25 protein-coding genes are annotated in these 25,856 nt (G+C 60.0%); 9 read left to right on the top strand and 16 right to left on the bottom strand.

Features of this window, described 5'->3' with window-relative positions:
* Positions 1 to 53: 53 nt before the first annotated feature.
* The 5 genes from ACMFWR_RS12160 to ACMFWR_RS12140 all read right to left on the bottom strand — a co-directional run bounded on the left by ACMFWR_RS12160 (position 54) and on the right by ACMFWR_RS12140 (position 8,662).
* Entirely contained in the window at positions 54 to 836 is a 783-nt protein-coding gene (locus ACMFWR_RS12160) for a helix-turn-helix domain-containing protein (protein ID WP_413191914.1), read from the bottom strand.
* 609 nt (positions 837 to 1,445) lie between these two features.
* Positions 1,446 to 2,099, bottom strand: coding sequence for a response regulator transcription factor (locus ACMFWR_RS12155; protein ID WP_413191913.1), 654 nt, complete (start codon positions 2,097 to 2,099; stop codon positions 1,446 to 1,448).
* Positions 2,100 to 2,342: 243 nt separating this feature from the next.
* The gene (locus ACMFWR_RS12150; RefSeq protein ID WP_413191912.1) at positions 2,343 to 2,690 is read right to left on the bottom strand and encodes a response regulator transcription factor; all 348 of its coding nucleotides are present in this window, start codon (positions 2,688 to 2,690) and stop codon (positions 2,343 to 2,345) included.
* Positions 2,691 to 2,865: 175 nt separating this feature from the next.
* Positions 2,866 to 8,010 (bottom strand): AAA family ATPase, encoded by a 5,145-nt coding sequence (locus tag ACMFWR_RS12145; RefSeq protein WP_413191911.1) that lies wholly within the window; start codon positions 8,008 to 8,010, stop codon positions 2,866 to 2,868.
* Positions 8,003 to 8,662: a response regulator transcription factor gene (locus ACMFWR_RS12140; RefSeq protein ID WP_413191910.1), complete on the bottom strand. Its 660-nt coding sequence runs from the start codon at positions 8,660 to 8,662 to the stop codon at positions 8,003 to 8,005. Before ACMFWR_RS12140 ends, ACMFWR_RS12145 begins: the two co-directional genes overlap by 8 nt.
* Before the next feature lie 293 nt (positions 8,663 to 8,955).
* On the opposite strand from ACMFWR_RS12140, the gene ACMFWR_RS12135 reads away from it, so the two are divergent.
* On the top strand, positions 8,956 to 9,615 hold the full coding sequence (locus ACMFWR_RS12135) for a response regulator transcription factor (protein ID WP_413191909.1): 660 nt from the start codon (positions 8,956 to 8,958) through the stop codon (positions 9,613 to 9,615).
* Between the two features lie 62 nt (positions 9,616 to 9,677).
* Here the strand turns inward: ACMFWR_RS12135 and ACMFWR_RS12130 are convergent, their stop codons facing one another.
* Positions 9,678 to 10,694, bottom strand: coding sequence for an alcohol dehydrogenase (locus tag ACMFWR_RS12130; RefSeq protein WP_413191908.1), 1,017 nt, complete (start codon positions 10,692 to 10,694; stop codon positions 9,678 to 9,680).
* A 487-nt stretch (positions 10,695 to 11,181) separates the two neighbouring features.
* On the opposite strand from ACMFWR_RS12130, the gene ACMFWR_RS12125 reads away from it, so the two are divergent.
* A complete protein-coding gene (locus ACMFWR_RS12125) occupies positions 11,182 to 11,901 on the top strand; it encodes a hypothetical protein (protein ID WP_413191907.1) in 720 nt (239 codons plus the stop codon).
* Between the two features lie 27 nt (positions 11,902 to 11,928).
* A complete protein-coding gene (locus tag ACMFWR_RS12120) occupies positions 11,929 to 12,780 on the top strand; it encodes an alpha/beta fold hydrolase (protein WP_413191906.1) in 852 nt (283 codons plus the stop codon).
* A gap of 50 nt (positions 12,781 to 12,830) precedes the next feature.
* Here the strand turns inward: ACMFWR_RS12120 and ACMFWR_RS12115 are convergent, their stop codons facing one another.
* Complete coding sequence (locus tag ACMFWR_RS12115) at positions 12,831 to 13,226, bottom strand: GFA family protein (RefSeq protein ID WP_413191905.1); 396 nt, start codon at positions 13,224 to 13,226, stop codon at positions 12,831 to 12,833.
* A 70-nt stretch (positions 13,227 to 13,296) separates the two neighbouring features.
* Between ACMFWR_RS12115 and ACMFWR_RS12110 the strand changes: the two genes are divergently transcribed.
* Positions 13,297 to 14,424 carry an aminotransferase class V-fold PLP-dependent enzyme gene (locus ACMFWR_RS12110; RefSeq protein ID WP_413191904.1) on the top strand — a complete coding sequence of 376 codons (1,128 nt, stop codon included), beginning with the start codon at positions 13,297 to 13,299 and terminating at the stop codon, positions 14,422 to 14,424.
* Positions 14,425 to 14,537: 113 nt separating this feature from the next.
* Here ACMFWR_RS12110 and ACMFWR_RS12105 read toward each other — a convergent pair whose 3' ends face one another.
* From ACMFWR_RS12105 to ACMFWR_RS12085, 5 genes are all read right to left on the bottom strand, one after another.
* A complete protein-coding gene (locus ACMFWR_RS12105) occupies positions 14,538 to 14,789 on the bottom strand; it encodes a VF_A0006 family four-cysteine protein (RefSeq protein WP_413194874.1) in 252 nt (83 codons plus the stop codon).
* Between the two features lie 503 nt (positions 14,790 to 15,292).
* Positions 15,293 to 15,472, bottom strand: a complete 180-nt coding sequence (locus ACMFWR_RS12100; protein ID WP_413191903.1) for a DUF3008 family protein — start codon at positions 15,470 to 15,472, stop codon at positions 15,293 to 15,295.
* A gap of 15 nt (positions 15,473 to 15,487) precedes the next feature.
* Entirely contained in the window at positions 15,488 to 15,778 is a 291-nt protein-coding gene (locus ACMFWR_RS12095; RefSeq protein ID WP_413191902.1) for a hypothetical protein, read from the bottom strand.
* Between the two features lie 139 nt (positions 15,779 to 15,917).
* On the bottom strand, positions 15,918 to 16,040 hold the full coding sequence (locus tag ACMFWR_RS12090; protein ID WP_413194967.1) for a hypothetical protein: 123 nt from the start codon (positions 16,038 to 16,040) through the stop codon (positions 15,918 to 15,920).
* Complete coding sequence (locus ACMFWR_RS12085; protein WP_413191901.1) at positions 16,037 to 16,780, bottom strand: glycosyltransferase; 744 nt, start codon at positions 16,778 to 16,780, stop codon at positions 16,037 to 16,039. The genes ACMFWR_RS12090 and ACMFWR_RS12085 overlap by 4 nt, the downstream gene beginning before the upstream one ends.
* Positions 16,781 to 17,017: 237 nt before the next feature.
* Between ACMFWR_RS12085 and ACMFWR_RS12080 the strand changes: the two genes are divergently transcribed.
* Both ACMFWR_RS12080 and ACMFWR_RS12075 read left to right on the top strand, forming a co-directional pair.
* Positions 17,018 to 18,202 carry an acyl-CoA dehydrogenase family protein gene (locus ACMFWR_RS12080; protein ID WP_413191900.1) on the top strand — a complete coding sequence of 395 codons (1,185 nt, stop codon included), beginning with the start codon at positions 17,018 to 17,020 and terminating at the stop codon, positions 18,200 to 18,202.
* A gap of 13 nt (positions 18,203 to 18,215) precedes the next feature.
* A complete protein-coding gene (locus ACMFWR_RS12075; RefSeq protein ID WP_413191899.1) occupies positions 18,216 to 18,842 on the top strand; it encodes a class I SAM-dependent methyltransferase in 627 nt (208 codons plus the stop codon).
* 460 nt (positions 18,843 to 19,302) lie between these two features.
* On the opposite strand, the gene ACMFWR_RS12070 is transcribed toward ACMFWR_RS12075, so the two are convergent.
* A complete protein-coding gene (locus ACMFWR_RS12070) occupies positions 19,303 to 20,232 on the bottom strand; it encodes a LysR family transcriptional regulator (RefSeq protein ID WP_413191898.1) in 930 nt (309 codons plus the stop codon).
* A 184-nt stretch (positions 20,233 to 20,416) separates the two neighbouring features.
* Between ACMFWR_RS12070 and ACMFWR_RS12065 the strand changes: the two genes are divergently transcribed.
* The gene (locus tag ACMFWR_RS12065; protein WP_413191897.1) at positions 20,417 to 21,163 is read left to right on the top strand and encodes an SDR family NAD(P)-dependent oxidoreductase; all 747 of its coding nucleotides are present in this window, start codon (positions 20,417 to 20,419) and stop codon (positions 21,161 to 21,163) included.
* A 17-nt stretch (positions 21,164 to 21,180) separates the two neighbouring features.
* Positions 21,181 to 21,930 (top strand): SDR family NAD(P)-dependent oxidoreductase, encoded by a 750-nt coding sequence (locus ACMFWR_RS12060; RefSeq protein ID WP_413191896.1) that lies wholly within the window; start codon positions 21,181 to 21,183, stop codon positions 21,928 to 21,930.
* Between the two features lie 151 nt (positions 21,931 to 22,081).
* On the opposite strand, the gene ACMFWR_RS12055 is transcribed toward ACMFWR_RS12060, so the two are convergent.
* Both ACMFWR_RS12055 and ACMFWR_RS12050 read right to left on the bottom strand, forming a co-directional pair.
* Complete coding sequence (locus tag ACMFWR_RS12055) at positions 22,082 to 22,474, bottom strand: RidA family protein (protein WP_413191895.1); 393 nt, start codon at positions 22,472 to 22,474, stop codon at positions 22,082 to 22,084.
* A gap of 46 nt (positions 22,475 to 22,520) precedes the next feature.
* Positions 22,521 to 23,345 (bottom strand): isocitrate lyase/PEP mutase family protein, encoded by an 825-nt coding sequence (locus ACMFWR_RS12050; RefSeq protein WP_413191894.1) that lies wholly within the window; start codon positions 23,343 to 23,345, stop codon positions 22,521 to 22,523.
* A 622-nt stretch (positions 23,346 to 23,967) separates the two neighbouring features.
* Between ACMFWR_RS12050 and ACMFWR_RS12045 the strand changes: the two genes are divergently transcribed.
* Positions 23,968 to 25,269, top strand: coding sequence for an epoxide hydrolase family protein (locus ACMFWR_RS12045; protein WP_413194873.1), 1,302 nt, complete (start codon positions 23,968 to 23,970; stop codon positions 25,267 to 25,269).
* A 53-nt stretch (positions 25,270 to 25,322) separates the two neighbouring features.
* On the opposite strand, the gene ACMFWR_RS12040 is transcribed toward ACMFWR_RS12045, so the two are convergent.
* Positions 25,323 to 25,838, bottom strand: a complete 516-nt coding sequence (locus ACMFWR_RS12040) for a DUF2867 domain-containing protein (protein WP_413191893.1) — start codon at positions 25,836 to 25,838, stop codon at positions 25,323 to 25,325.
* Between the last annotated feature and the right edge of the window lie 18 nt (positions 25,839 to 25,856).

Raw genomic sequence — 25,856 nt, 5'->3', positions numbered from 1 at the left:
TCGACTGCGAACTCATGGCCTTAGGGGAAAGTCGGTGCGGACTTTGCGGGGCGTCAACGAAGATGGGCGAACGCCGGAGGCACTGGGTCGTGACGGCGTTGACATAGCGAGGCGGCCGGAGCGCTTCGCCGCCATTGCTGAGGGGGCGCACCGACGAAGCGCTTGAAGACGGAGGTGAAGTGAGGCTGAGACCTGAATCCGCAGGCTTGCGCGATATCGATGAGTGAATGCTCCGGGTCGAGCAACAGGTTCTGTGCGCGCTCGATTCGCATGCGCAGCACATACTCGTGTGGCCTCATGCCGGTCTTTGCGCGAAATTGAGCGGCGAAATGCATGCAGGTAATCCCGGAAACTTTCGCCATATCTGCGAGCGTGATTGCACCGGACAGATGTGCTTCGGCGAAATCGAGCACGCGCTGCAGGCGCCACGAAGCGAGCGGAGACACCGCCTTCTTGCAAACGTTCGACTGAGGCGCTCGCACTTGGGTCAGTCGTGCGACGATCGCCAGTCCAATAGTTTCCTCATAAAAATCGCCAAACACGGCGTCCGTGAAGGCGTCCTTGATCAACGTGGCGCTCAACGCATGCAGATGCGCATCGCGGAAAATGGTGGGGTCGTTGAGTGCGCGCGCGACGACAGGGGCGCCGCTCGCGTGGGTATCGTGCCAGCCAGTCACAAGCGCGCAGGGGATAAACATGTGAAGCACATCGCTCGCGCCCTCAAAGGTCGCTCGGGTATGGACGCCCGGCGCAGTAATTTGAATGCTGCCTTCGGGTAGACGTCCGCTCCAGATCGGCCTGTCATCGGCTTTGAGTACGAGCGTTGTTTGGGCCATTGCTATCGCCACGCAGTAAGCGTCCGTGATGCCTGCATGTTCGACAATTCGCGGAGCGTTGCCGTGCAGACGCCACCGTGCGAACGAGATGCCATCGCTATCGTCTTGCGTCGGCTGGCAGCGCCATGCATGTTCCAGTCGAACCCCGTCGGTAGGGCGCGCAAAGTCTGATATCCGCCCGATCGGCGCGTACATCGTGTCCAAACAAACTCTCCGAAATTGGATCTTGCGATCGCTTGAAACTGTTGCAATTTCATGCAATCGGAAGATACGAATTCGCAAAGTCGCGCGCCATCGGCTCTTCGGTCATCGAAAACGGTGAAAGGGAGGGTCACCTTTATACGAAGGTGTCGGTTATATGCCCCGGCCCGGACACCTCTATAAGCCGTGAGGTTTGATGGAGTCGAAATCTCGCCGCAAAAAAATGGCGTGAGGACCGGGTCCCCACGCCACAAACTCCGTTATAGCGATACAGCTACATCGAGCAACCTTTAGCGCGCTCCCGGCGCTGGTCTCTTGCGGATCCCAGGCATGAATTCGAGCGAAACACCGACAAGCGGGCTTTGGACTTCGCCACATGTGCCTCGCGTCGGCGGATGTGTCACGCAACTAGACGCCTGGCAGTAGGGGCGAGGTCTCGATCCCCATGTGTTCGGCCATCCGAACAAGATCGACCAGCGAAGAGGCCTGCATCTTGCGCATGACGGATGCGCGATGCACTTTGACGGTGATCAGACTGATGCCGAGGCGGTCTGCGATCTGCTTGTTCAGCGCACCGCCGACGACGAGTCCCAGGACCTCGCGCTCACGAACGCTAAGCCGTTCGTAGGCGAATTCAAGTGCGGCCGTCACACGGCGCGTTGCTCGCCTCTGGGCATCTGTTTCGAGCGCGGCATGCACAGCGTCGATGACGTCATGGTCCGAGCATGGTTTCGCGAGGAAATCGATCGCGCCGTTTTTCATCGCCTGTCGACACATCTCGACGTCGGCGTAGCCCGTCATGATGACGATCGGGATATCAGGGCGGTCCTCGACACTGCCCTGGAACACGAGACCACTTTCTCCACGAAGCCTGACGTCAAGTAAAAGACAACTCGGAACATCTTCCATGGTCGCGTCGAGAAAGTCGCTCAGGCTCGAAAACGCCTGAGCGCGGAGCTTTACCGAGCGCAACAGGCTCGATAGCGACGTGCGTATCGTCGCGTCATCGTCGACGATATAGACCATCGGCGGCGCTGGCCTGTCGTCTGGGCCGTCCATCATCGAATTCACTCCGTGAAGCCATCTAGCTGGCGGAAGGCAAGACTGCGTTTGCGAGACACCCCAACGCCACTTTCAAATGCGCGATGACAAGGAAAGCTTGGGGTAAGCGAATGTAGCGATTCGCTGAAGGTCAAACAATTGCGCCTTGGAGCATTCAAAACGACACTTAAGGGTCGAATTCGATAGCCTCGGGTATAGGGGGCTTTGTTTCCCGGTTTGAACATCGCACCCGGAGGACCGAGATCAAGCGTCCCCTAGCGCGACAGATATCCAGTAGACGAGCTCATCGGGATGAACGGGCTTTTTGAGGACGCAAAGGGCGCCACATCGCTGCGCCTTTTCTTGCAAGTCGGCAGTGGCGTGAGCCGTCACCACAATGCATGGCACCGAGCTTCCGCGTTCGCGTAGTTGCGCGAGTAAGTCGACACCAGACATCCCGCCCATCTGGACATCCGTCACCACACAATCGCACGCTGCCTCGCCAGCCAATGCGATGAACGCCTCGGCACAGTCGAACTGCCGGGTACGGTGTCCCGTCGATCGGATCAGCGAATCGATCGAGCGTCGAACCGACGACTCATCGTCGATCACGCATATCGTCTTTGTCCACAAGAAGAGATCTCGCAAGCGCGGCGCGCGTAGAAAAGGCGTTGTCCAGGGAGGCGTCAAGCAAGCCCCTCTCGTAGCCTAACTCTGCAGCGGAGCGTCCGAAACTATGCCATGGCACTACGCGGTTACCCTAAGTCCTCAACGATTGAACGCTCTCTCACGAGCCTGCCGCTGAATCGAGCGCACCCACCGAAAACGGCACCGTGAATTTGACGCAGGTGCCCGAAGGTGAATTCGCGTCTGCCCAAAGTCTTCCGCCATGCGATTCGACAATCGAGCGGCAGATCGACAGGCCCATACCAAGACCCGATGCCTTCGTGGTGTAAAAAGAGTTGAAGATACGTTCGAAGTCCGCATCTGCGACACCGGGTCCGGTGTCCGACACGGAGATCATCGCGAAGTGTTCGTCGTGGCGCGCGGACGCGACTGCAATCTCTCTCGCGCCGGCCGCCTGGTCCTTCATTGCCTCGATGGCGTTGATCACGAGGTTCAACACGACTTGCTGAAGCTGAATGGCGTCGCCCTGGATGAGTGGAAGGGCGTCGTCGAGGGTCGTCGTCACCGAAACTTGATGTGCGAGTGACTCATGCTGCGTCAGTGCGACAACGTCGTGGATTGCCGAAGCAATATCAATCGGCAAGCGCGTGACTGGGGCGCGTTTGATTTGAGTGCGAATACGCTCGACGATGTCACCGGCTCGGCGCCCGTCCAGGACGATCCGGTTCAGAATTTCTTCGACTTCACCGGTGTCCGGTGGCATGGCGTGCAACCACCGCAATGCGGCGCCGGCGTTAAAGACGGTGGCGGCGATCGGTTGGTTGACCTCGTGAGCAATCGAAGCCGCAAGTTGTCCCATGGTGGCGACCCGGCTCGCATGGGCAAGTTCAGCCTGCACCTCGCGATATCGTGACTCGTTCTCGCGCGCGTCACGGTACAGCCTCGCGTTTTCGAACGCGGTCGCGGCCTGCGAGGCGATGATTCGCAGTGTCGTTGTTCGGTCCAGAGTGAACACCTTGTTTGCGAGCGTGTTCTCCAGATAGAGGACTCCCGTGAGCCTCGCTCGGCTTTGCAATGGCACACATAAGATAGAGCGTGCCCCGGCTTCAGTGCCGTCGCTTCCGGCGTTAAGAAGCAACTCCGATTCGGCGTCGCTGATGACGACGCTTTCTCCGGTGCGCCAGGCATGCAGAATCAAAGGTGTAGGGTGCGCAGCCGAATCAAGCGCCTCGTCGAGAATCCGGACCTGTATCTGGCCACTTTCCGCTCTTGCCTCGGCCGATGCGGTGAGCTGACCTTCCTGATCCAGAACAAGAAGCGCGCGATTGGCTCCCGATTGCTCGAGCACCGTACGCAACAGCGTGTCGGTGAGGTTCTCAAGCAGAATTTCGCTTGAGATCGCCTGCGAAGACTTGATGATGGCTTCGACGTCCAGCCGTTCGACCGGGGTGCCCGTCGTATGGGTCGGTGCGGAGAGGGAACTGACGACGCGAAGCTGGGGATGACGCCGTTCCATGTGTAGCACCTTACCTTGCGCTCCCCATCTGAGATACGAATAGTAGGCGTTGCGCAGGTACGCATCTGCGATGACGGTGTAACCGGAACGCGCGTAGAACGCGGACGCAAGTTCGTTTGCAATGCCTTCGTTGTGAGGGAACGCGTTCGCATGTGATGAGCGGATCGCGGCCTCGTAATGAGCCATTGCGTCCTGAGTCCGACCCTCAAGACGTGCGATCTCGGCTGCGATCAGCGCCGCGCGATTCTCGAAATTCGCCGGGCTGCTGTTCGACCACATTGCAAGCTTCTGCTGATGTTCGACGAGCTCGCTCAGCGTGTGCCGGCGTGCTTCGTCGTTCGACGTCACGCAAGCCTGTGCCTTCGCGAGGGCAGCGTAGAAATGGTATTCGGCCTGTTCGATGAATCCGGGCTCGGTGATCCAGATCAATGCTTTCGCTACATTCGCAGCAGTGGCTGCGGTCTCGTAGTCTCCGGCAAGGAATCGTGCCTGGAGCTTGCGAATCCAGTACCAGCATTTGACGAACGAGAGCCGGCCGTCTTCGACGTACGCTTCGAAGTGGTGTTCGTCGAACTGCTCGCTGTCGAGCCGCCCGAACGCCTTCGAGAGGCCGAGCAAGTTCTGAGTCAATGCGAGCTGCACGGAGATGTTGTCAACGACATACTGGTACGAAGCGTCACGAGCGACAGCCAGGCCGTTTTCAATATCAGTGCGCGCGCGAGCCAACACGACGCCTTCGAAAAGCAGGTCGGAATTGAGGTTCTGCCGTGCATACAGTCCATGGGTCAGATCACCGACCTGGTCGCACGCATCGATCGCTCGCACCAACAGTTCGCGACTATCGCGAATGGGGGCGGACCAGCGCAATGTCCCGAGCGCATGACCCAGATACGTACGCGCTGCGAATCGCTTGAATCCGCGCTGTTCGACCAACGCGAAGCCGAGATTGCCTGCCTTCACGCCGAGGTCGAAGTCACCAAAGAGTCGCTGAGCCGTCACGCCGAAGTAGTGAAGGACAACCGAGCCCATGTCGCAATGGCCGTGTTCGATGCAAAGGCTCGTTGCCTTGCAGGCCGCGAGCCCGTACAGGTTGAAGTCGGTCATGATCGCTGCTGGAAGAAGCCGGCCGAGCAACTCGACTGTCGCGAGCACGTCCTCGTTTTCCATTGCGGGGTGAGCTAGGAGTTCGTCGAACGATGCGCGGCGAAACTGGTCCCTGACTTGCTCGAATTCATGTCTGACATCTGCGAGCGCAGGTTTAGCCTTCCAGTCGATGCCGACGCCTCTCAGATAGCCGAGGCATGCTTCGATCGCAAGTTCACTCTCGTCGAGGGTGAGCAACACATCGAGAAGCAAGCACGTAATTCTCGACCGATGCCGTGCGTCCTTGACGTGCTCGAGCAGCGTATCGAGTCGCGATCTGGCCGAGGCGGGATTGCCCGTCACGAACTCGCATTCCGCAAGCGCGAGTTCGTACTCGAGCGTGAGCGCGGGAAACGTGGTCCACGGCGCCTCTCCGAGCAAACCCCGCCCCAGCGTCAAATAGCCAATCGCCGTTTTGAAGGCGCTCGATGCCTTGGCCCGGCGAGCCGCGGACATATTCCCCTCTGCCAGGCGTACCCGGTTTTCCGGGCTCACGATCATCTTGATGCAGCGATTGAACTGATTGACGATGTCGAAGATGCAATCGCCTTCGCGCGGCTTGTCGTGAAAATATGCGCCGAGCAGTCGCCCGATGCCGAGGTGCACTTCGGCTCGCTTGGCATCGGGTATCTGGACGTAGCACGCTTCTTGAACCCGGTCGTGACTGAAGCAATAGCGGTCGCCGTCCCGGACAACCAGCTCGTGGTCGAGCGACGGACTTAATGTCTCGTGGATCTCGGCTTCGGGGAGCGTTGAGATGATCGACAAATAGTCGATCGTCGCGACGTTACCAAGACAAGCAAACCGACCCAGCAGCCGCTGTGTTATCTCTGGTAACCTGCGCAGCTTCGCGATCATCAGGTCGACGACGTTGTCCGAAAACCCTTTGCGTTCGATGCGGTCGAGGTCGTACCGCCAGATGGCGTCCACATGATCGAACCGAAGCAGTTCTTCTTCCGCGAGAGACTGCAGAAATTGGGCGACAAAATAGGGGTTGCCGCCCGTCTTGTCGTGGATGCGTCCTGCAAGAGTGGCGACGGAGGTTCTGTCGCTCCTGAGCGCGTCGCTGACCAGATGACTGGCTTCGCGAATCGAAAGCGGCGCGAGACGAATGTCTTCGGCAGTCACACCCTGGCTTTGAAGGGCGGCGAGCTTCGACATCAGAGGATGCTCGGGGCCGACTTCGTCGGATCGATAGGCGCCGATCACAAGCAGGTGATTCAGGTCCGAATGCACGAGCGCATATTCCAGGTAGTCGAGCGTGGCCGTGTCGATCCACTGCAAATCGTCAACGAAAAGAATCAGCGGTCGTTCGGCAGTTGAAAACACGCCGAGCAGGCGCTGGAACACCATTTGGAAGCGATGGAGGGATTGCTGTGGCTCGAGTTCGGGCACCGATTCCTGCTCACCGATGATGAGCTTGAGTTCCGGAATCATTTCCGTAATCAAGCGCCCGTTGGGCGTTAGCGCATCGAGCAGCCGCGAACGCCAGACAGCGAGTTGTCCATCGGAATAGCCGAGCAAGCTGCGTACGATTTCGCGCACCGCTTGCAGTAACGTGACGTACGGAACATCTCTGTATTGATCGAATTTTCCGGCTGCGAACCAGATGTTTTCGCTTCCGAGGCTTCGACGAAGTTCGGTGACAAGGGCCGACTTGCCGATACCCGAGGGCCCTGAAACTAACACCATGCCCCGTTTTTCGGTCCGGATCACGCCGCGTGCAATCTCCGCCAATCTGTCGAGCTCGCGGACCCGACCGTACAATTTCGCGGGGATGTGCAAGCGATCCGGTCGATCGGATTGGGCGAGGGCGAACTCTGCAATGGAACCTTCATTCTCCAGCGCGTCGAGGCAGCGCTGTAGATCGCGTGCCAACCCTCCGGCGGTTTGATACCGGTCTTCGGGTGCCTTTGCGAGAAGTTTCAACACGATCGATGAAACGATAGGCGGTACTGAATCAATGCGTTCGCTTGGCGATGACGGAACGGTTGTGATGTGACTGTGAACCCATCCGCTCGGATCCTGCGCCGAGAAGGGAAGTTCTCCGGTCAGCATTTCAAAGAAGATCACGCCGAGGGAGTAAAGATCGCTGCGCGAGTCGATTGTGCGATCCACGTGCCCGGTTTGCTCCGGCGCCATATAAGCGAGCGTGCCGATCAACGACGAGGTTCGCTCCGGGGCTTCTTGCTGCCGCTGACGCAGCGATGCGAGCCCGAAGCCTGTAAAGCGGGCCCGCCCGTCGCGAGAGGAGACCACAACGTGTGACGGTTTCAAATCGCGATGAACGACGCCGGCGTCGTGCAGTTGGCTAAGCGCCGACGCGATGCCCGACGCATGCAGCATGAATTCGGTGAGCGCCAAGGGACGCCCGAGTAGCGACTTCAATGGAACACCACCCGAATCATCGAGGCTGAGTCGAACGGCGGATCCCGACGCATACAGTTCCAGGGGCTTCAACGCCCAATTCGCATCGAGGTTCGAGCGCAGATCGAACTCGTGCGTCAAGCGTGCGAGGGTATCGGGATGCGGATGTGGCGCTGCCGGACGTACGACAATGACCTGTGAGCGGTCGTTGCCGTCAGCGCGCTCGCGCGCAAAAATGCGATCGCCGTCAACCCATTGGATATCGAGAGGCTTAGTCATAAGTCGATTCGGTAACGGGGCCCAGCCATTCCATTTGTCGCACGAGTTCGGCCAAGGATGAAGCGCCCATTTTCCGCATGGCAGCCGCCCGATGTGCCTTGACTGTAATTTCGCTGACCGCGAGTGCCGCGGCGATTTCCTTGTTCATCTTGCTGTTGGCCACCTGAACGATGACTTCGCGCTCGCGACGAGTCAGAGTCTCGAAGCGTGCACGTAGCTCATCCTGCGTTCTGCGCACACTGCGGAGTGACGTGTCTTTAGCGAGCGCAGCGACCACCGCGTCGATCACGCGCTGGTCCTTTACCGGCTTGGACAAAAAATCCACTGCGCCATCTTTCATCGCGCGCACAGACATCTCGATGTCGCCATGCGCGGTGAGGAAAATGATGGGAATATGAAGTCGATGCGCGCGGATTTCAGTCTGAAACGCGAGGCCGCTTTCTCCGTGCAGACGCACGTCGAGGACCAGGCAGCTCGGGACATCGGGCTTCTCGAACGCAATAAATTGTGCCGTGCGCTCGAACACATGGACGTCAAAGCCAGCCGAACGAAGCAGGGTGTTGAGTGCAAATCGCAGTGAGGGGTCGTCGTCGATTACGTACACGACCGCTTGGTTGTTTTGCCGGGCGGCAGCAGTTGTTTCGCTTGGCATGCGTAGGGTCAGAAATCGGGGTCGAGATCGCAACAAAAACGGACACGCGCCGTCGCGATTGATGCGTTCCCGATGGGTGACGGATTCGCGGAAATTATATGTTCAAAATAATGCATCGAGTGAGCATATAAAGCCTGGCGCGACGGCAGGTCCTTCCTCGCCGCGCAACCATCGTCGGAATCCGAACATCGAATCGCGGTATCATCGCCGTCTCGCGCCGGGGGCTTCCTGGCCTTGCACTACTTGACGGCGCGGGATTTTACGAGGCTGTGTCAAGAGTCTTGGAGGGCAAAATGGAAAGCGAAGCCGGATCCGATCTCGCGCCCCGCGAAAACGCAATCGTCTATGTAATCGATGACGATGATTCATTGCGCTTTGCGTTGACAACGTTGCTACGCTCGGCCGGGTTTTCCGTATTCGCATTCGAGCGCACGGAGTCATTTGTCGAACTTCCAAAGGCGGACGTGCCGAGCTGTCTGTTGCTCGACGTGCGACTGCGAGGCGAGAGCGGGCTTGCCTTCCAACGCGAACTGCGCAAGCAGAAGGTCCAGATGCCGGTCATTTTCCTGACCGCGCACGGTGATATCGATATGTCGGTGCAGGCGATAAAAGAAGGCGCTGCAGACTTTCTGGTCAAACCCGTCAAGGATCAGCGGGTCATTGACGCTGTTGTTGCAGCGCTCAAGGACGACGCGTCGTCGCGCGCGCTGCGCCACACGCAGAATGAGTTGCGCGTCCGTTATGAGTCGCTGACACCGCGCGAGCGCGACGTCATTCTCCAGGTCGCCGCGGGCTTGATGAACAAGCAGATCGCCGCGGAAATGAGCCTGAGCGAAATCACCATCAAGTTTCATCGAAGCTCCGCGATGCGAAAAATGGAAGCCGCGTCGATCACGAGTTTGATCAGGATGCTCGAAGCGCTCGGTGTGCTTTCCGAACTGCGTATCGCGTGAACGGATCAGTGCAGCGTCATCAGCACCGGTGAGGCGATGCCGATGACGAAGACGCCGACCGCCTACATCGTCAACACGACTCGAAGATGTGCCTTGCCGTCCATCATCTTGCGATAGGCGGCTACAGCCTGATCGAGCGGAATGGTTTCGATCATCGCCTCGACGCCCGTGAGTCGGCTAAATCGTAGCGTCGCATCGGCGGTATCGGGATCGCCGGTCAATGCACCCTGAACGATCCGGCTCCCGAACAGAAGATCGCTGCTCGCCACCGTGATGGGTTCAGCGGTCGCGCCGAGCACGATGGCCTTTCCGTTGGGCGCCAGTCCTTTGATGCTCTGCGACACGAGGTCGCCCGAGGACGCGGTCGCGACAATCAGACTTGCGCCGCCGAGTGCTGTCAATGCGTCGCTTACGTTGGTCGACGCACTGTCGATGTAGTGATGCGCGCCGAGCTTGCGAGCGAGCGCTTCTCTCTCGGCGCCGCGTGCGATCGCGACGACCTCATAGCCCATCCGATTGGCGTACTGAACGGCCAGATGGCCAAGGCCACCGATACCGATGATCGCGACAAGCTCGCCGGCCTTGACCGACGAATTGCGCAGTGCACTGAAAGTGGTCAGCCCGGCGCACAGAAGCGGCGCAGCAGCCACGGAGTTCAGATCATCCGGTACGGAAACGAGGCCCGACGGCCGTGCATAAGTGTATTCAGCATAGCCACCGTCACGATGTACGCCCGTGATTTCCTGGTTCTCGCAATTGACGAGGTCGCCGCGCCGGCAGAAACGGCACTGTCCGCAACTGCCGCCCAGAAAGCCGACACCCACACGATCGCCAACCTTCCACGCGTGCACGCCTTCGCCGACCGCATCGATGGTGCCGACGAGCTCGTGGCCGGGAACGCGGGGCCAGTGGCTATTGAGCAGGCCTTCGACGGTGGCAGCGTCCGAATGGCACACGCCGCACGCGTCGACTTTGATGCGAACCTCACTTGAAGCAGGAGCGACGAGCGGTCGCTCAGCGAGTTCGAGTTTGCCGGGCTGCGTCGCTTGCACGACACGATAGACGGACGACGAGTTCATCAAAAATCCTTTGATAGGGTAAGAAGGTGTGAGCGCGCTACGCACGCGCGGCGCGTAGGTACGTGTGGTTCGCGGCTCGGCTGAACGGGACGTCCAGCGTGTTGCTGACTTCGCTTCGAGGTTATAAGGCTGCGAACTGAAAAGCACTTGTCCGGCGGAATGGAAGCGCCTTGCCCGCGGACGGCGTTCCTGGTCCGTAAGATTCAAAACAGCTATCCCTGGGGATAGGTCTTCCAATCGCAAGCGCAGATACCAAGCTTCGCCGAGTGCAAACCTCCGACGAATGTTCACCGCTGAGGCCGATACCCGAAGCGAATGCACTGGCTGCCGACCTTATTGCCGCGCTTATACCCAGGGGTGATCCGCATTAACGTCGGGCGTAGTTCGCGTTGATCGAACGCACAATGGTTGCGTGGTTGTTCAGTGAGTACATTCGAGCTGCGCTATTTAGGCTGCGAACTCTGTCGACTTACTTACTGGATTTCCAATGCAAAAGCTCGTTGAATCGATTTTCGATGCCCATGGAGGCCTCGCACGCTGGAAGCAGTTCGAAACGCTTCGTGCACGACTTCACCAAGGTGGCGCGCTGTGGCAGCTGAAGGGGCAAGCCGGGGTACTCGACGATACCGTCGTGACCGTGTCGACGGTACGTCAGTGGGCATCACACCATCCGTTCGGGGACACCTCCGTCAAGAGCGATTTCACGGCCGAACGCATCGCGCTCGTCAACGCTGCAGGTGACGTCATCGACAGCCGCGATGCGCCCCGACACTCATTCGCCGGGCACGCGCTTGATACGCCTTGGGACAAGCTGCAATTGGCATTCTTCGCCGGGTGCGCGATGTGGACGTACCTGAATACACCCTTCGTACTCGCATGGGACGGTGTCGAATCGGAGGATGCAGGCGCCTGGACTGAACAAGGAGAGGTCTGGCGAAAGGTGCGCGTGCGCTATCCGAAATCGCTAGAGGTGTTCAGCAAGGTTCAAGCGATCTACGTCGGCGAGGACTACCTCGTTCGCCGGCTCGACTATGACGTCGAGATCGCAGGCAACACGCCCGGCGCTCACTACGTGGACGAATATACGACCGTGTCCGGGATTCGCATTCCCACCAAGCGACGTATTTATCCGCGCCTCGCCGATGGGAATTCGACGCCGGAACCGCTCGTTGTCTCGATCGATCTTTCGGACATTGCGTTCGTTTAGTCGTCACCGAACCAGGATCAAGCCAGCATGAGCATTCATACTTCGCTGACGGCCCCGAATCGTTACGTCGATGTCGCGGGCACCACGTATGCCTATCGGCGTTTTGGCACGCCGGAGAAATTGCCGGTACTGTGCCTTCAACACTTCACCGGCACGCTCGATAACTGGGATCCCGCAATCGTCGACGCACTCGCGTCAGACCGCGAGGTCATCCTGTTCGACAACGCGGGAGTGGGGCGCTCCACCGGGAAGGTTCCAGACTCCATCGTAGAGATGGCGCGCCATGTAGAACAGTTCCTCGATGCAATCGAGCTTGCCAAAGTCAACGTTCTCGGATTTTCCTTAGGTGGCTTTCTCGCTCAAGAGCTCGCGATCGCGCGTCCGGAACGGATCGAGCGACTCGTGATCTCGGGTAGTGCGCCGGAGGGTGGCGAAGGGGCTGGGATGGACCGCCCCGAACTGCTTTCGATTTATACCGATGAGTCGATCGATCCTTACGGGAAGCTTGAGCGCCTGTTCTTTCCACCCGACGACAACGGCCAGCGTGCCGCGAAAGCGTTTGTCGCCCGTCTGAAATCGCGGACTGGGGAAGCCGACGCGCCGATCAGTGCTGAAGTGGCGCCAACGCAGTTGCAGGCGATGATGGATTGGGCCAACAGGTCCGGCGATGCCGCATGCAAGCTCAATCAGATCCCACATAAGGTTTTGGTGACCAACGGCAGTAACGACGTCATGATCCCCACGCGGAATTCGATGGTCCTCGCCGAATCACTCCCGAATGCGACGCTGATTGTGTACCCGAATTCGGGTCACGGCGCATTGTTCCAATATCCGTCGACCTATGTGGGTCACGTGCGTCAATTTCTCGACGAAGCGTGACTCGAATCTCGGACCGAAGCGCCGGGTGCCGTTTGGCGTTCGGCGCCCGCTCAACGAATGTGCTCAGCGTCAGCTGGCGGAATGACCCAGGCGTGCATGCGTTCCTCATAGACCGACACGCTTGGCACCGGAAAGCCCGGATCGGCGAACGCCCCGACGGGGATGCCAAGATATTCCTCCAACCCTTCGGGCTCGTAGAAGACGGTCGAGCCGCAGTTGGGGCAGAAGTGGAATTTGATTCGGGAGCCTTCGTCACTGACCCGAATGTACTCGGATGAGACGCCCGAAAGCGACACGTTCTCGCGAAGAAACCTGGCCTGCTGGCCGAAGACGCTGCCCGTTCTGCGCTGGCAAGCCAGGCAATGGCAGATGGAAACCCGTACTGGATCGCCGACGACCTGGGCAGTAAGCTGACCACAACTGCAGGATGCAAGGCGCTGAGACATAGGATCGAGGGCTCGTAGTGGTTAGAATCTGCTTTCGGTTCTCTTATTCGTCCATTTTTCGGAGGCGGACATGCCAGGGTTACTTCCCGATGTTGATCGCGACGGGCTGCTCGAATATTCCGTCGTTTACACGGATCGATCGATTAATCACATGTCGCAGCTCTTTCAGGGCGTCATGCGCGATCTCTCCAACAACCTTAAAAAAGTCTACAACGCGAAGTCGGTTGTTGTCGTCCCTGGCAGTGGGACCTTCGGCATGGAGGCCGTTGCCCGGCAGTTCGCGACGAACAAGAAGTGCCTGGTCATCCGCAACGGATGGTTCAGTTTCCGATGGTCGCAGATCTTCGACATGGGAGCCATTCCGTCTGAAGCGACGGTGTTGAAGGCGCGCCCGGTCGAACAGGGAAGGCAGGCCGCCTTTGCACCGGCACCGATCGAGGAAGTGGTCGCTGCGATCAAGGACAAGAAGCCGGATCTGGTCTTTGCGCCTCACGTCGAAACCGCATCCGGGATGATGCTGCCGGACGACTATTTGCGCGCCGTGTCCGACGCCGTTCACGCTGTCGGCGGAATGTTCGTACTCGATTGCATCGCCTCGGGTACCGTCTGGGTCGACATGGAGGCGTGCGGCGTCGATGTTCTGATCAGCGCGCCGCAAAAAGGATGGAGCGCATCCCCATGCTGCGGACTGGTGATGCTGAGCCCGCTTGCGCGCGAAAGGATCGAAGCGACAACGAGCACCAGTTTCGCCTGTGACCTTCGCAAATGGCTTCAGATCATGGAAGCGTACGAGAAGGGCGGCTTTGCGTATCACGCCACGATGCCCACGGACAGTCTCGCGACGTTGCGCGATGTGCTGATGGAAACCGAGGCATACGGCTTCAAGAAGGTCAAAGCGGATCAACTCGAACTTGGCAAGCGCGTTCGCTCACTCTTGAGCGACAAGGGTTTCAGAAGCGTGGCCGCGCAAGGTTTCGAGGCGCCGGGGGTTGTGGTCTGCTACACGGACGACGACGACATCCGAAGCGGCAAGAAATTCGCTGACGCCGGCCTGCAGATCGCGCCTGGCGTTCCCCTCCAATGCGATGAGCCCGCCGACTTCAAGACTTTCCGCGTCGGGTTGTTTGGTCTGGACAAACTCAAGGACGTCGACAGTGCCGTCGCCAGATTCGCTACGGCGCTGGACACGATTCTGTAGCGTGCTTACCCGCCTAGGTGCAGGCGCTCAGCCTCGCGACTTAACCGGCCTCAACCGGCAGGAAGGTTCCGATTCCTGCCGGGCAAGTGTCCGGGCAAAATCATCAGATAGCGTCACATCCGTCTGCGCCGGGAGCAGATCGAATTAATCTGCGTGACAGCGGACGAATCCCGGACGCCCGGCATGTTGTCCAGAATGCACTCGTGGTACGCAGCGTCCCGCGGCAGTAGCATCGCGTTATTCCGATACAGAGCGGAACATGCGCGTTGTATGTAATTCGATGCAGCCGGATTGCGTGAGTCGCGTAATGCCCGGAGCATGCAGTCGTCATAACTTGACGGGCCGACAGCTGACGCCGGGTGCATGATTAGCAAGCCAAACAGGCCTATTGCCCTCCTTAGGGTGCAAATCGTCGGTGTGAAATTCTTAAGCATTGCGTTCTTGTCTGGCTCGGTATGGTGGTAAGGCGCGAACAGGAGTTTCGCGATGGCGGCTTTTTTAAACTGGCTATCAACTAGCGTCACCGGGGTCGAAGTCATGTTCGACCGGGTGCCGCGATCTGCGCCACACATTGGATGTTCACGGCATCGCCCGAATGGGCAACCGGTGTAGCGTCCAACCCCGCGATGCAGCGTGTCGATCAGACTCGCTTTGCTGCCGGCTGTTCCAGCTACCACTACGTAAATTTTTCGGCCTCATAGAGTGCCGCAACCGTCGCAATAAGATCCGTCGAATGCGGTAGTGCCGGAACGGCACGTGCGCCAAACAGCGAGGTCGTGCCAATTACTTCGGTATCGAGGTCGACGAAAAGCCCCGCCGGCGCGTCCAGCGCAACGGGCGGGGCTTTGATGTGGGACGGGCTTGCCACTTACTTATGCTTCGGCTTGCCTTTCTGCGGGCTATGGGCGAAGTCGTGCAACTGCTTTTCGCTCATCGATTCATACATTGACTTGGACGCACCCTTGAGTTCGCTGACTTTCGTGTCGCCATGCTTGGCGGAAAGGGCAGCACCCGCGGCCATCTGCTGGGCTTTGGATTTTGCTGGCATCACGCTCTCCTTGAATTAGTTACCGCCGCCAGTACCTTTCATCGGTGCCGTCGGCGATCCGCTGTTGTTGCTCGGGGCGCCGTTGCCGGCTCCGATGGCGTTCCCCGAGTTGCTCGCGCCGCCCGTGCTATTGGAATAGCCCGACGTCGTGGCCTTCTTATGCTTCATGGTGTGATGCGGAGCCGATGCACCCACTTGCGGGTCGTTTGCCGTCGGGCTGCTTGCTTCGTCGGCCATCGCGACGAGCGGCAGGGAAAGGGCGCAAAACGTGACGAGGGCGCGGCGGGCAGAAAGAGAAACTGTCATGGTGTTCATTCCTGAGTTCGTGAGGATATTGCGGCCGGTTTGAAACCGACCGCCGCGACTCGACCGAAACAGCATCAAGCCGTTAGAGCCATCGCTGTTTTCACGCCGATAACTTCAGTGAGCACGGGCTATTCCCGGTTTAATCGCTGCGATTGAGCGCACCGAATACGCCGTTGATACCGTCTCCCGGATAACCAAAGATGCGGCGCACGCCCCAGGCATAGAGACGATCGACGAGAAAATCTGCTACGGAAGTGCTCATTTTGAAGGTCCTGTCAGTAGGCAAGCGACCGCATCGGTCGACGCGCACGGAGTCGATAGGGGCGCAACGGAGGTATGGCGGCGGGTTTCCATCTGCGTGTAGTCGAGTAACGTCGCGCCGAATCCGTCCGGCGCGCGAAAGTCCGTGCGCGCACTTGTCGTGACTTCAGGTGCTGCGCTCCAGGCGATCGTTGCGCCAGTCCTTTCGAGCGCACGAATCAACGCAACGTCTTCACTGCTATGCAGAGGCTCAAAGCCGCCCGCGAGGGTGTAGGCGCGCGCTGACACGCCGAGGTTGGCGCCGTGGATGTGGCGATGCCCATCGATCGGGAAATAGGTACGGCCGAAATGCGAACGCGTGGATTCGCCGTGTGCCGACCAGTCGTCGATCTGAACGACGCCACAGACGGCATCGACGCAGAGTGCAAGCTGCTCGACGAGCCAATCAGGCGACACGATCGTGTCGGCATCGGTAAAGGCCAGCCATCGGGCGCCAAGCGCAAGCAGATGTCGGGCTCCGGCAGCGCGGGCCACACCGACGTTGCGCGCGACGATATCGACGACCTCGGCACCCGACTCGCGCGCCAGATGTGCCGTGTCGTCCGTGCATGCGTCAGCAACGACGACGATGCGTGCGTCTTCGCCACTCAGCTGTCGGTGGGAAATTGCTGACGTAACTGCGCGGACGCAGGCACTGATCGTGCGGCTTTCGTTATGGGCTGGAATGACTACGCCTAGCATGCTCGCTTCCTTGTGGATTGCTTGTGGACGTGCCGGAGTCGGTACATACATCGCGTGTGCCGTCGCAACGCTTGCTCTGGCGCACGAGCAACCCGCGTGCCGTGCGGCGGGTGTTCACGGTCTTGCCGGACAGTTCGACGTCAGGTACGCCGATTGCCGCTAACTTCTGAAGGTTCTGAAGGGCGGTCGCCCGAGAGCCGCTTCGAGATCCACACTTCGTGCAGGAAGAAAGACGTCATGAATCAACGAGCCGTGATATTCGGCGACAGGGCCGAGCGAAGCTGGCGAGCGTTGGATGCGCGCGCACTGCGTCCGGATAGTGCGGCCGCGGATGAGCAGGCGGACGGCGCCTGCGATGCGAGCGTTTCCGAAAACGAGATCGCGTCGCGTCTCGACGCCAGACTTGGTTTGGCGCTCGAGGCGCTCGTGTTCGATGCGGGTGTTCCGTCAGAGGTCGGCAGCGCATTGTCGTCACTGGTCGAGCAGGGACTCGATGTGTTACCGAGACCCGCACACGGCCAGACGCTTGCGCGGTGGCGCGCGCTGTCGCGTGTCGCGCAACGTGACCTTGGGCTGGTCAAGCTCTACGAAGGCCACACCGACGCGTTAGCGGTACTTGACGAACTCGGTAGCGATATCCCGACGAAGAGTCGTTGGGGTGTTTTTGCGGCCGAAGCCCCGGATTTTCAAGCGCGCGCTATGTTCGACGATCCGCTGAGCCACGCCTCAGGCTCGCCGGTCACGCTTCACGGCGCAAAGGCGTGGTGTTCGGGCGCGCAGGCGCTGACGCACGCGCTGATCACCTGCCGCGACAATGAGCGGGGACACCGACTGGTGGCGCTGGCGCTCGACCAGCCGGGTGTGAGGATATCGACGTCCAATTGGCATGCTGTCGGGATGGCGGCGACGGCGAGCGCCGACATGACGTTCGATCATGCCCGTGGCTGGGTTGTCGGCGAGCCGGACGCTTACCTGTCTCGCTGCGGGTTCTGGCATGGCGGTGCCGGCATCGCCGCTTGCTGGTATGGCGGCGCACTCAGGCTCGCCAAGGCCGTAGCGGCCGCCGTGCGGCGCACGCCTGATGCGCATCGGTCCGCGCATCTGGGTGCGATCGATGTCGCGTTGCGAGGCGCCGCGTCAGGGTTGCGGGATGCGGCTGCATGGATCGATGCACACTCCGAGGAGGATGCGATGCACGTTGTGCTGCGCACGCGCTTGCTCGTCGAGCAAGCCGCGACGAGCGTCATCGAACATGCAGGACGTTCACTGGGTGCGGGACCCCTGTGTCGCGATGCGGATATCGCGCGATGCATGGCGGATTTGCCGGTGTTCCTGCGGCAAAGTCATGCCGAGCGTGACCTCGCAATGCTCGGTGAACTGCATGCGCGCGAGAGGAATGACGATGCGCAATGGTGTCTCTGACAAACACAGATTGATGAGCGAGGCGAAGTCGCAGGGCAAACACGTTCGCGAGCCGCGCGACGATGCCGCGTATTTCGACGCGTTGTATGCGCAGAACGAGGACCCCTGGAATCTGCGTACGCGATGGTACGAGCGGCGCAAGCGAGCCATCGCACTGTCGATGTTGCCGCGCGAACGCTATGAGCATGCGTTCGAGCCCGGATGCGGCATCGGCGAGCTGACAGCGATGCTCGGAACCCGATGCGCATCCGTCACCGCATGGGATATCAGTACGCGGGCGCTCGCCATTGCGCGCGAGCGCGTCGACGCCGCCCATGTGCAATTCGAGCGGAACACGGTGCCGGCCCATTGGCCGCAAGGGCAGTTTGACCTGATCGTGATCTCGGAGCTGGCCTACTACCTGTCGGGCACACAACAACGCACACTTGCGCAACTCATCGCACGAGGGCTCGCACCACAGGGCACCTTACTGGCCTGCCATTGGCGTCACCCAATTGACGATGCGAAGACTTCGGCGCTCGAAGCGCATCGTACGTTGTCGGATGTCAGCGGGCTGATCTCGGTCGCGCGCTATGACGATGACGACATGGTTATCGACGTGTGGTCTAACGACGGGCGTTCTGTCGCGACGATGGCGTAACCCAGTCTTTCGCAGGAGTTACCGTTCGATGCGCTTTGCGGGCGCAGGGGAACGGAAGATGCTTCTCAGGGAGCGTGGACGCATTGAACGCGTCATAGTCGGGAGGCGCAACCATGAAAATCTTCTTTTTGTCGCAGGCTGTGTCGCTTACGCTGTGCTCAATTTTCGCGATTACCGCCGCGCATGCCGATCAACGCGATGATGAAACTCGCGCGTGCAGAGCCGACGCGTTCAAGCTATGCAGTTCCGAGATTCCAAATGAAGACAAGATCTCGGCCTGCATGAAGCACCATGTCGACGAACTGTCACCGCAGTGCCGCGCATTCTTTGTCAAGAAGAAACGCTCTAACGGCTGACGGTGCTTGCGTAAAAGCGCATGCTGCGCGCCGAGTTTCCGTAGCGCGGAAACGCCCGGCAGCCGTATGAGATAGCGGGTTGCCTGTTCGGGTTGTTCCGCTTCTCAGCGCGTGCGCGACGACAGTTCGCGCACGTTCCAGATCCGGTCGCAGGTCTCGATGATCAGCGCTCGCATCCACCGATGGGCGGGATCGCGTTCGTTGCGCGTGTGCCAGGCCATCTGGCATTCGAAGGAAGCGAGCCGGAGTGGCACGTCGCACACATGGATCTTCCTTCGGAGTGCGTGCGTGCGCACGACGCCGGCGGGCAGCATGCAGATCAGGTCGGACGCAAGCAGCAGTGACGGCACCCCGGAAAAGTTGTTCAACGTCATTGCAACCCTTCGACGCTTTCCCATGCGTTCAAGCGCCGCGTCGGCGACACCGACCGGATTTCCCGATAGGGATACGAGCAGGTGATCCGACCTTAGAAACGCTGCCTGCGTGATGGGTGCTTTAGCGAGCGGGTGATCGAGCCTCATCGCGCAGACCCACGGTTCAGTGAAGAGCCGCTGGAGGCGTATTTCTTCCCCCATGTGTTCGAGACCGCCGATGCACAGGTCGACGTCGTTGTTGCGAAGGCGCGGGCCCGTATCCTGGCTCGTATAGGGCACCGCATGGATTCGGATTCCGGGCGCGTGCTTCCCGATGTACTTGCAAAGTTCAGGCCAAATAGCGTTCGAGATGTAGTCAGTGACGGCAATGCGGAACGCATGCGTGGACGTCGCCGGGTCGAATTGCACAGGGGATGCCGCCGTGCGGATATCCGAGAGCGGCTGACGAATCTCTCGCCAAAGCGCTTGTGCTTTTGCCGTCGGCTTGATACCGCGGCCCACCCTGGCGAACAAGGGATCCTGCCAGACCACACGCATTCTCGCGATGGCATTGCTGACCGCCGACTGTGTCATGGCCAGGCGGTCCGCGGCTTTTGTCACGGATCCTTCAGTCATGATGGCATCGAAGATCGATATCAGATTGAGGTCGACGTCTTTCATTTCAGAGCCCGTTCAATTCATCATTTCCGGTGATATTACACACATGAATCATTGATTAGACGGAAGAGTTTGCGGGTCGTACTCTGCATCCAGGTCGCGTCGCGGCAATTTCAGCCCCGGCGCCTTTGAATCGAACGCGACAGCCATGCTGAACGCGTACGCAATCATTCTGGATGGATTGAACATGTCACACACTCTCGCAGGTAAATTCGCGCTCGTCACCGGAGGTTCACGCGGTATCGGTGCAGCGACCGCGCTCCAGCTCGCATCGGAAGGCGCCACTGTCGCCATCAGCTATTCCAATAGCGAAGACCGCGCAAAGCAAGTCGTTGCGAAGATTGAAGCGTCGGGAGGCAAGGCCATTGCGGTAAAGGCCGACCAGGCGAACGCGTCCGAAGTCAAAGGGCTGATCGCAGATGTCGTCAAGCGCTTCGGCAAGCTCGATATCCTCGTGAACAACGCCGCGGTATTTGAAGTCGGCACGGTTGCAGAAACGGTCGACGCATCCGGCTTTGAACGCCAGCAACGTATCAACTACGAAGCCGTGATCACTGCGATTCGCGAAGCCTCCAGAGTGATGGGCGAAGGCGGCCGCATCATTTCGATCTCGTCGGCACTGGCGTGGCGCTCGACGTGGCCGGGCCTCGCTGACTACAGCGCGACCAAGCGTGCCATCGAAGGCTATACGAAGGGCGCGGCGCGCGATTTGGGGCCGAAGGGCGTGACTGTGAATGCGATCGCCGCCGGCTCGACCAACACCGAAATGAACCCCGACACCAGCGCGTTCGCCGAGGCTCAGGCAGGCGCCACAGCAATCGGTCGGTTTGGTCGTCCCGAGGAAATCGCGTCCGTGGTCGCATTCGTTGCGAGCCCCGCTGCGAGCTTCGTGACGGGAGCGGTCATCCCTGTTGATGGCGGTTATAGCGCATAAGGAAAGCGGTGCTCGAAATGGACACGTCCCCAGTGGTACTCGTCACCGGAGCGCTTTCCGGTATTGGTCGGGCAACGGCCGTTGCTTTCGCCAAAGATCAGGCGCGCGTCGTTGTGTCGGGCCGTCGCATCGACGCGGGCGAGAAACTCGCCGAAGAACTGCGCTCATTCGGTGCTGAGGCCGAGTTCGTGGCGGCCGATGTCCGTTGCGAGGATCAGGTACAAGCGTTAGTGCAGCGCGTGCTCGAGCGGTTTGGTCGCCTGGATATCGCGGTGAACAGTGCGGGCTTTGAAGGCGAGCCGACACCCGTGGTCGACCAGACCGTCGAGCGCTACAACGCGGTGTTTGATGCCAATGTACTTGGCACATTGCTCTCCATGAAGCACGAGCTTCGGGTGATGTCGGCCCAGGGCAGTGGAAGCATTGTCAATGTGTCGTCGACGATGGGCATTCGCGGCGCGGCAAGGAATTCGATGTATGTGGCCAGCAAGCATGCCGTCGAAGGTCTCACGAAGTCCGCTGCCCTTGAAGTTGCTGCATCAGGCGTGCGAGTGAACGCGGTGGCCCCGGGCCCGATTCAGACGGAGATGCTGGACCGGATCACGGGTACGCAAGAGGGCAAGGCGGCAATGCTTGCGTCGGTGCCCATGAAGCGGGCCGGGACGGTCGACGAAATTGCTCAGGCGATTCTCTTCGTCGCGTCGCAGAAAGCGAGCTTCATGACCGGCGAGGTCCTCAGAGTCAACGGCGGACGAACGGCAGCCTAGCGATTCGACGACGACCAGCGAAGCATGCTGACGAGTGGTACGGCCCTCGGTGTGGATACGCCGGGCCGTACCCACTCTCCGACGCTGCGCAGCCCGGCTTGATCAAGTCGTACGGGGAAACATCACGGCGGCGGGCTCGAGTACAGCTCTCTCACACCGCTGCAACACAATCGATTTCGATATCGAAGTGTCCCGGCCACGCCGGCACGTTGACAAAGATTCGTGCCGGCGGGTGGGCTCCGAAAAAGCGCGAGTAGATTTCGTTGACGACCGGAAACATGTCGACGGACGTGCAATACACGTTGCATTTGAGGACTTGATCGAGCGAGGAGCCGGCCGTCTCTACGCAGAGCTTCAGTTGCTCCAGCACGCGCTGCGTCTGTCGTTCGATCGGCGCATTTAATATCTCGCCTGTCTCAGGATCGAATGGCGGAAAGCCAGAGACATAAATCGTGTCGCCATGGCGCGTGACCGCCGAGGTCGGCGCCTTCCAGCGTTCAAGCCAGCTGGACAAGGGTTCCACGCGGATGATCTCTCTGGCCATGATGTTTTCTCTCCCTGGATTCAAGGTGCAATAAGGTCGGCGTACGTCAGTCGACAGCGCCGAACAATGCATTGAGCTTGGCGCCCGAGGCGGCCTCGGCAAAGCCATCAAAGCGTCCGTCAGCTAAAGACTGTGCGGCACGCATGAAACCGCCCCAGCTCGCACGCGCAAGCGCGCCACCCACACTGATGCGCCGGACGCCAAGCGTCGCGAGGTCTTTCACGGTGAAGTCGGACGATGAGCCGATCAGAATATTGACGGGCTTGGGTGCCACCGCGGTGACCACGGCCTCGATCTGCGCACGCGTCTGGATCCCCGGTGCGTATAGGCAGTCAGCACCGGCTTCTGCGTAGGCCTTGATTCGCACCAGCGTGTCAGCGAGATCGGGCGCGCCGGCGACGAAGTTCTCCGCACGGCCTATCAGCAAGACGTCGTCGCCGCTCTCGTCGATCGCGCGGCGTGCCGCCGCAAGTCGCGCGACGGCGACGTCGACGGGAAACAGGGGATGGGTGGCATCGCCCGTAGCGTCTTCGATCGACAGGCCAGCGACGCCGGTGGCGATCGCAAGCTTGACGCTTTCCGCAACGTCATCCGGGCCCACCCCAAAACCGTTCTCGAAGTCCGCATTGACGGGCAAGTCGGTCGCTTCGACCATCGTCTTCAGGTGCCCGATCACTGTGTCGCGGGTCACGTGATTATCGGCATGGCCGGTCGACCAAGCGAATCCCGAGCTTGTCGTTGCGATGGCCTGAAATCCGAGGCTCGCAAGGAAGCGGGCGCTGCCAACGTCCCATGGGTTCGGCAACACAAAGCAGCCGGCGGTGTGCAGGGCGCGAAAGGCTGCGCGCTTTTCGGCGATCGTGCGTGACATAGTGATTTGACCTCGCGAGAAGGAGAAGGGAACTTCTGCCAGCCTTACGACCGCGCCGACGCGTTGACCCAGGCGTCTTGCTGAACGGATGGGCCATCCTTCAGAGCGCGCCTGGGAACGGCGTCAGTCCACGGCCAACCTCGAGGAGTCTACCCGCGGTCGCGGGCGGAGTCGTACCAACGCCATCCGCCGGCAGCGTCGAGCAACGGCCCCGTCACCCGGCGCGCGCCTTCGTCGGCCATCCGCTTGCGATGCCGCTTCCTGGCGTTGAGTAGCCGAATCGCACATCATCAGTGGGCTCCCCACCATCGCGTACGGAAATCCACGTTGAATTGCAGGCAATCCGGATACGGATCGTGCCACGGCGCGATGCCCCGGGAGCTAGGGCTCGTGCTCCTCTGACGAGCCCGAGATACCTCAAGCTACATAAAGCTACAAATCGACAGGTCAAGGAAAAACCCGGGACAACTCCAGCGAACACAGTAACGACAAGCGAGCGCAAGCAAGGGATCGAGATCGTTCGTGACTGTCTTCCTTACATCAAGTTCGTTGGAGAGCAATCATGTTTGCAGTAGACCACCCGAACGTGCCTCGCCGTATCAGCGGCAACCGGGCACTCACGATGGCGCTCGGTTTCGTCTTGCTTTTTTCCGCCGGGCATCTGCGCCCCGCATACGCTGCCGATACCGTCGCAAATGTTCCGGCGGCAAGTACTCATAGCGACGAAAGCATCCGCCCGTTTCACGTTCATGTCCCGCAGGCGCAACTCGATGACCTGCGCAAGCGCATCGCGGAAACGCGGTGGCCCGACAAGGAGACAGTGACGGACGATTCGCAGGGCATCCAATTGGCAAAAGTGCAGGAGCTCGTACGCTATTGGGGCACCGACTACGACTGGCGCAAAGCTGAGGCCCAGCTCAATGCGCTGCCGGAGTATGTGACCACGATCGATGGTGTCGACATCCAGTTCATCCACGTCCGTTCGCGTTACCCGCACGCATTGCCGCTCATCCTGACGCATGGCTGGCCCGGTTCGACGTTCGAGTTCCTCAAGGCGATCGGCCCGCTTACGGATCCCGTGGCCTATGGCGGACGTCCGGAAGATGCCTTTGATGTCGTGATCCCTTCGATTCCCGGCTATGGCTTCTCGGGCAAGCCGAAGGACCTCGGCTGGGGGCCTGACCGTACTGGTCGGGCGTGGGATGTGTTGATGAAGCGCCTGGGATACACGCAGTACGTCTCGCAAGGCGGCGACCATGGCTCAGTCATCTCCGATGCGCTGGCGCGCCAGGCGCCGCCTGGATTGCTCGCCATCCACCTCAATATGCCGGCCACGGTTCCGGGCGACCTGATGACCTCCATCAATAGCGGCGCTCCGGCGCCTGCCGGGTTGGCCGGTCCCGAGCTCGACGCATACAATTCCCTCAGCACGTTCTTCGGCAGAAACGCGGCGTATGGTGCGCTCATGGTCACGCGGCCGGAGACGATCGGTTACTCGCTTGCGGATTCGCCATCGGGCCTCGCGGCCTGGATGTACGAGAAGTTTGCGCAATGGAGCGACAGCGGCGGGGTGCCTGAGCGTGTGCTGAGCAGGGATGAAATGCTCAACGACATCACGCTGTATTGGCTGACCAACACGGGCGCGTCGTCGTCACGGTTCTACTGGGAGAACAACAACAATAACTTCAGCGCGGTCACGCAGAAGACTCGAGATATCAAAGTGCCCGTGGCGATCAGCGTGTTTCCGCACGAGATCTATCAAGCGCCCAAGAGCTGGAGCGAACAGGCCTACCCGTCGCTGTACTACTACCACCAGGTTGCCAAGGGTGGTCACTTCGCGGCGTGGGAACAGCCACAGCTCTTTGCTGAAGAGTTGCGTGCGGCGTTCAAGCCGGTACGTCAAGCGAGCGTGAAGGCGCAATAGCAGAGGCAGTCAGGTCCACCGAGCCGGCTCCGCGCCGGCGCGGTGGATCTTCGTCATGCGGGAGGCCATCCGAGCCGCTGTGCCCGATCGAGCGATGCGCGTACGACGGCCCGATGAAAGGGCGCGATGAGGGTGATGTAGGCGCGTCCGAGCGTTCGGTTGTAGAACACCAGCGTCGTCACGATGAGGCGACGGTGGCCTTGTGATAACGGCTGAACCAGGACCGACACGCGGAAGTTCAGATGCGTGTCGTCTTCGCCGAGCACGATCTCGTCGTCATGGCGTTCGAACACGCGAAACAGGCTGATTCGATCGCCTTCTGAGTGCGTGAGTTCGGCGGCGGTCTTCAGGCCGAACGGCCGCACGAGCATGTCCCGAATGTTCAGCAGCATCGGAATCCACCCGGGCTGCCTGGCAAAGATGTGTCGCGCAAGCGACTGTGCGTCGTGGCAGGCATTGCCTGGCAGATCCACCGAAAACGCGTCCGCGAAATCGGCTCGGTCATACGATGAACTGAGCCTCGAGCCCGGCGGCAAATCCAACTGCTCGATCTTCGGATAGCGATCCATGTGCGGTCACCATGGTGA

The sequence above is a fragment of the Pararobbsia alpina genome (assembly GCF_965118125.1).
GTDB lineage: Bacteria > Pseudomonadota > Gammaproteobacteria > Burkholderiales > Burkholderiaceae > Pararobbsia > Pararobbsia alpina_A.
Note: the sequence above shows the minus strand (reverse complement) of the source record. Positions and strands in the feature narration are given on the sequence as shown.

What these genes read in the sequence shown, in the direction of transcription:
- ACMFWR_RS12120 (WP_413191906.1), top strand. Translation starts at nt 11,929, where the DNA reads ATGAGCATTCATACTTCGCTGACGGCCCCGAATCGTTACGTCGATGTC.
- ACMFWR_RS12160 (WP_413191914.1), bottom strand. Translation starts at nt 836, where the DNA reads ATGGCCCAAACAACGCTCGTACTCAAAGCCGATGACAGGCCGATCTGG.
- ACMFWR_RS12090 (WP_413194967.1), bottom strand. Translation starts at nt 16,040, where the DNA reads ATGAGCACTTCCGTAGCAGATTTTCTCGTCGATCGTCTCTATGCCTGG.
- ACMFWR_RS12105 (WP_413194874.1), bottom strand. Translation starts at nt 14,789, where the DNA reads ATGCACCCGGCGTCAGCTGTCGGCCCGTCAAGTTATGACGACTGCATG.
- ACMFWR_RS12055 (WP_413191895.1), bottom strand. Translation starts at nt 22,474, where the DNA reads ATGGCCAGAGAGATCATCCGCGTGGAACCCTTGTCCAGCTGGCTTGAA.
- ACMFWR_RS12130 (WP_413191908.1), bottom strand. Translation starts at nt 10,694, where the DNA reads ATGAACTCGTCGTCCGTCTATCGTGTCGTGCAAGCGACGCAGCCCGGC.
- ACMFWR_RS12070 (WP_413191898.1), bottom strand. Translation starts at nt 20,232, where the DNA reads ATGAAAGACGTCGACCTCAATCTGATATCGATCTTCGATGCCATCATG.
- ACMFWR_RS12155 (WP_413191913.1), bottom strand. Translation starts at nt 2,099, where the DNA reads ATGATGGACGGCCCAGACGACAGGCCAGCGCCGCCGATGGTCTATATC.
- ACMFWR_RS12095 (WP_413191902.1), bottom strand. Translation starts at nt 15,778, where the DNA reads ATGACAGTTTCTCTTTCTGCCCGCCGCGCCCTCGTCACGTTTTGCGCC.
- ACMFWR_RS12135 (WP_413191909.1), top strand. Translation starts at nt 8,956, where the DNA reads ATGGAAAGCGAAGCCGGATCCGATCTCGCGCCCCGCGAAAACGCAATC.
- ACMFWR_RS12080 (WP_413191900.1), top strand. Translation starts at nt 17,018, where the DNA reads ATGAATCAACGAGCCGTGATATTCGGCGACAGGGCCGAGCGAAGCTGG.
- ACMFWR_RS12050 (WP_413191894.1), bottom strand. Translation starts at nt 23,345, where the DNA reads ATGTCACGCACGATCGCCGAAAAGCGCGCAGCCTTTCGCGCCCTGCAC.
- ACMFWR_RS12100 (WP_413191903.1), bottom strand. Translation starts at nt 15,472, where the DNA reads ATGCCAGCAAAATCCAAAGCCCAGCAGATGGCCGCGGGTGCTGCCCTT.
- ACMFWR_RS12110 (WP_413191904.1), top strand. Translation starts at nt 13,297, where the DNA reads ATGCCAGGGTTACTTCCCGATGTTGATCGCGACGGGCTGCTCGAATAT.
- ACMFWR_RS12125 (WP_413191907.1), top strand. Translation starts at nt 11,182, where the DNA reads ATGCAAAAGCTCGTTGAATCGATTTTCGATGCCCATGGAGGCCTCGCA.
- ACMFWR_RS12145 (WP_413191911.1), bottom strand. Translation starts at nt 8,010, where the DNA reads ATGACTAAGCCTCTCGATATCCAATGGGTTGACGGCGATCGCATTTTT.
- ACMFWR_RS12040 (WP_413191893.1), bottom strand. Translation starts at nt 25,838, where the DNA reads ATGGATCGCTATCCGAAGATCGAGCAGTTGGATTTGCCGCCGGGCTCG.
- ACMFWR_RS12085 (WP_413191901.1), bottom strand. Translation starts at nt 16,780, where the DNA reads ATGCTAGGCGTAGTCATTCCAGCCCATAACGAAAGCCGCACGATCAGT.
- ACMFWR_RS12115 (WP_413191905.1), bottom strand. Translation starts at nt 13,226, where the DNA reads ATGTCTCAGCGCCTTGCATCCTGCAGTTGTGGTCAGCTTACTGCCCAG.
- ACMFWR_RS12060 (WP_413191896.1), top strand. Translation starts at nt 21,181, where the DNA reads ATGGACACGTCCCCAGTGGTACTCGTCACCGGAGCGCTTTCCGGTATT.
- ACMFWR_RS12140 (WP_413191910.1), bottom strand. Translation starts at nt 8,662, where the DNA reads ATGCCAAGCGAAACAACTGCTGCCGCCCGGCAAAACAACCAAGCGGTC.
- ACMFWR_RS12065 (WP_413191897.1), top strand. Translation starts at nt 20,417, where the DNA reads ATGTCACACACTCTCGCAGGTAAATTCGCGCTCGTCACCGGAGGTTCA.
- ACMFWR_RS12045 (WP_413194873.1), top strand. Translation starts at nt 23,968, where the DNA reads ATGGCGCTCGGTTTCGTCTTGCTTTTTTCCGCCGGGCATCTGCGCCCC.
- ACMFWR_RS12075 (WP_413191899.1), top strand. Translation starts at nt 18,216, where the DNA reads ATGAGCGAGGCGAAGTCGCAGGGCAAACACGTTCGCGAGCCGCGCGAC.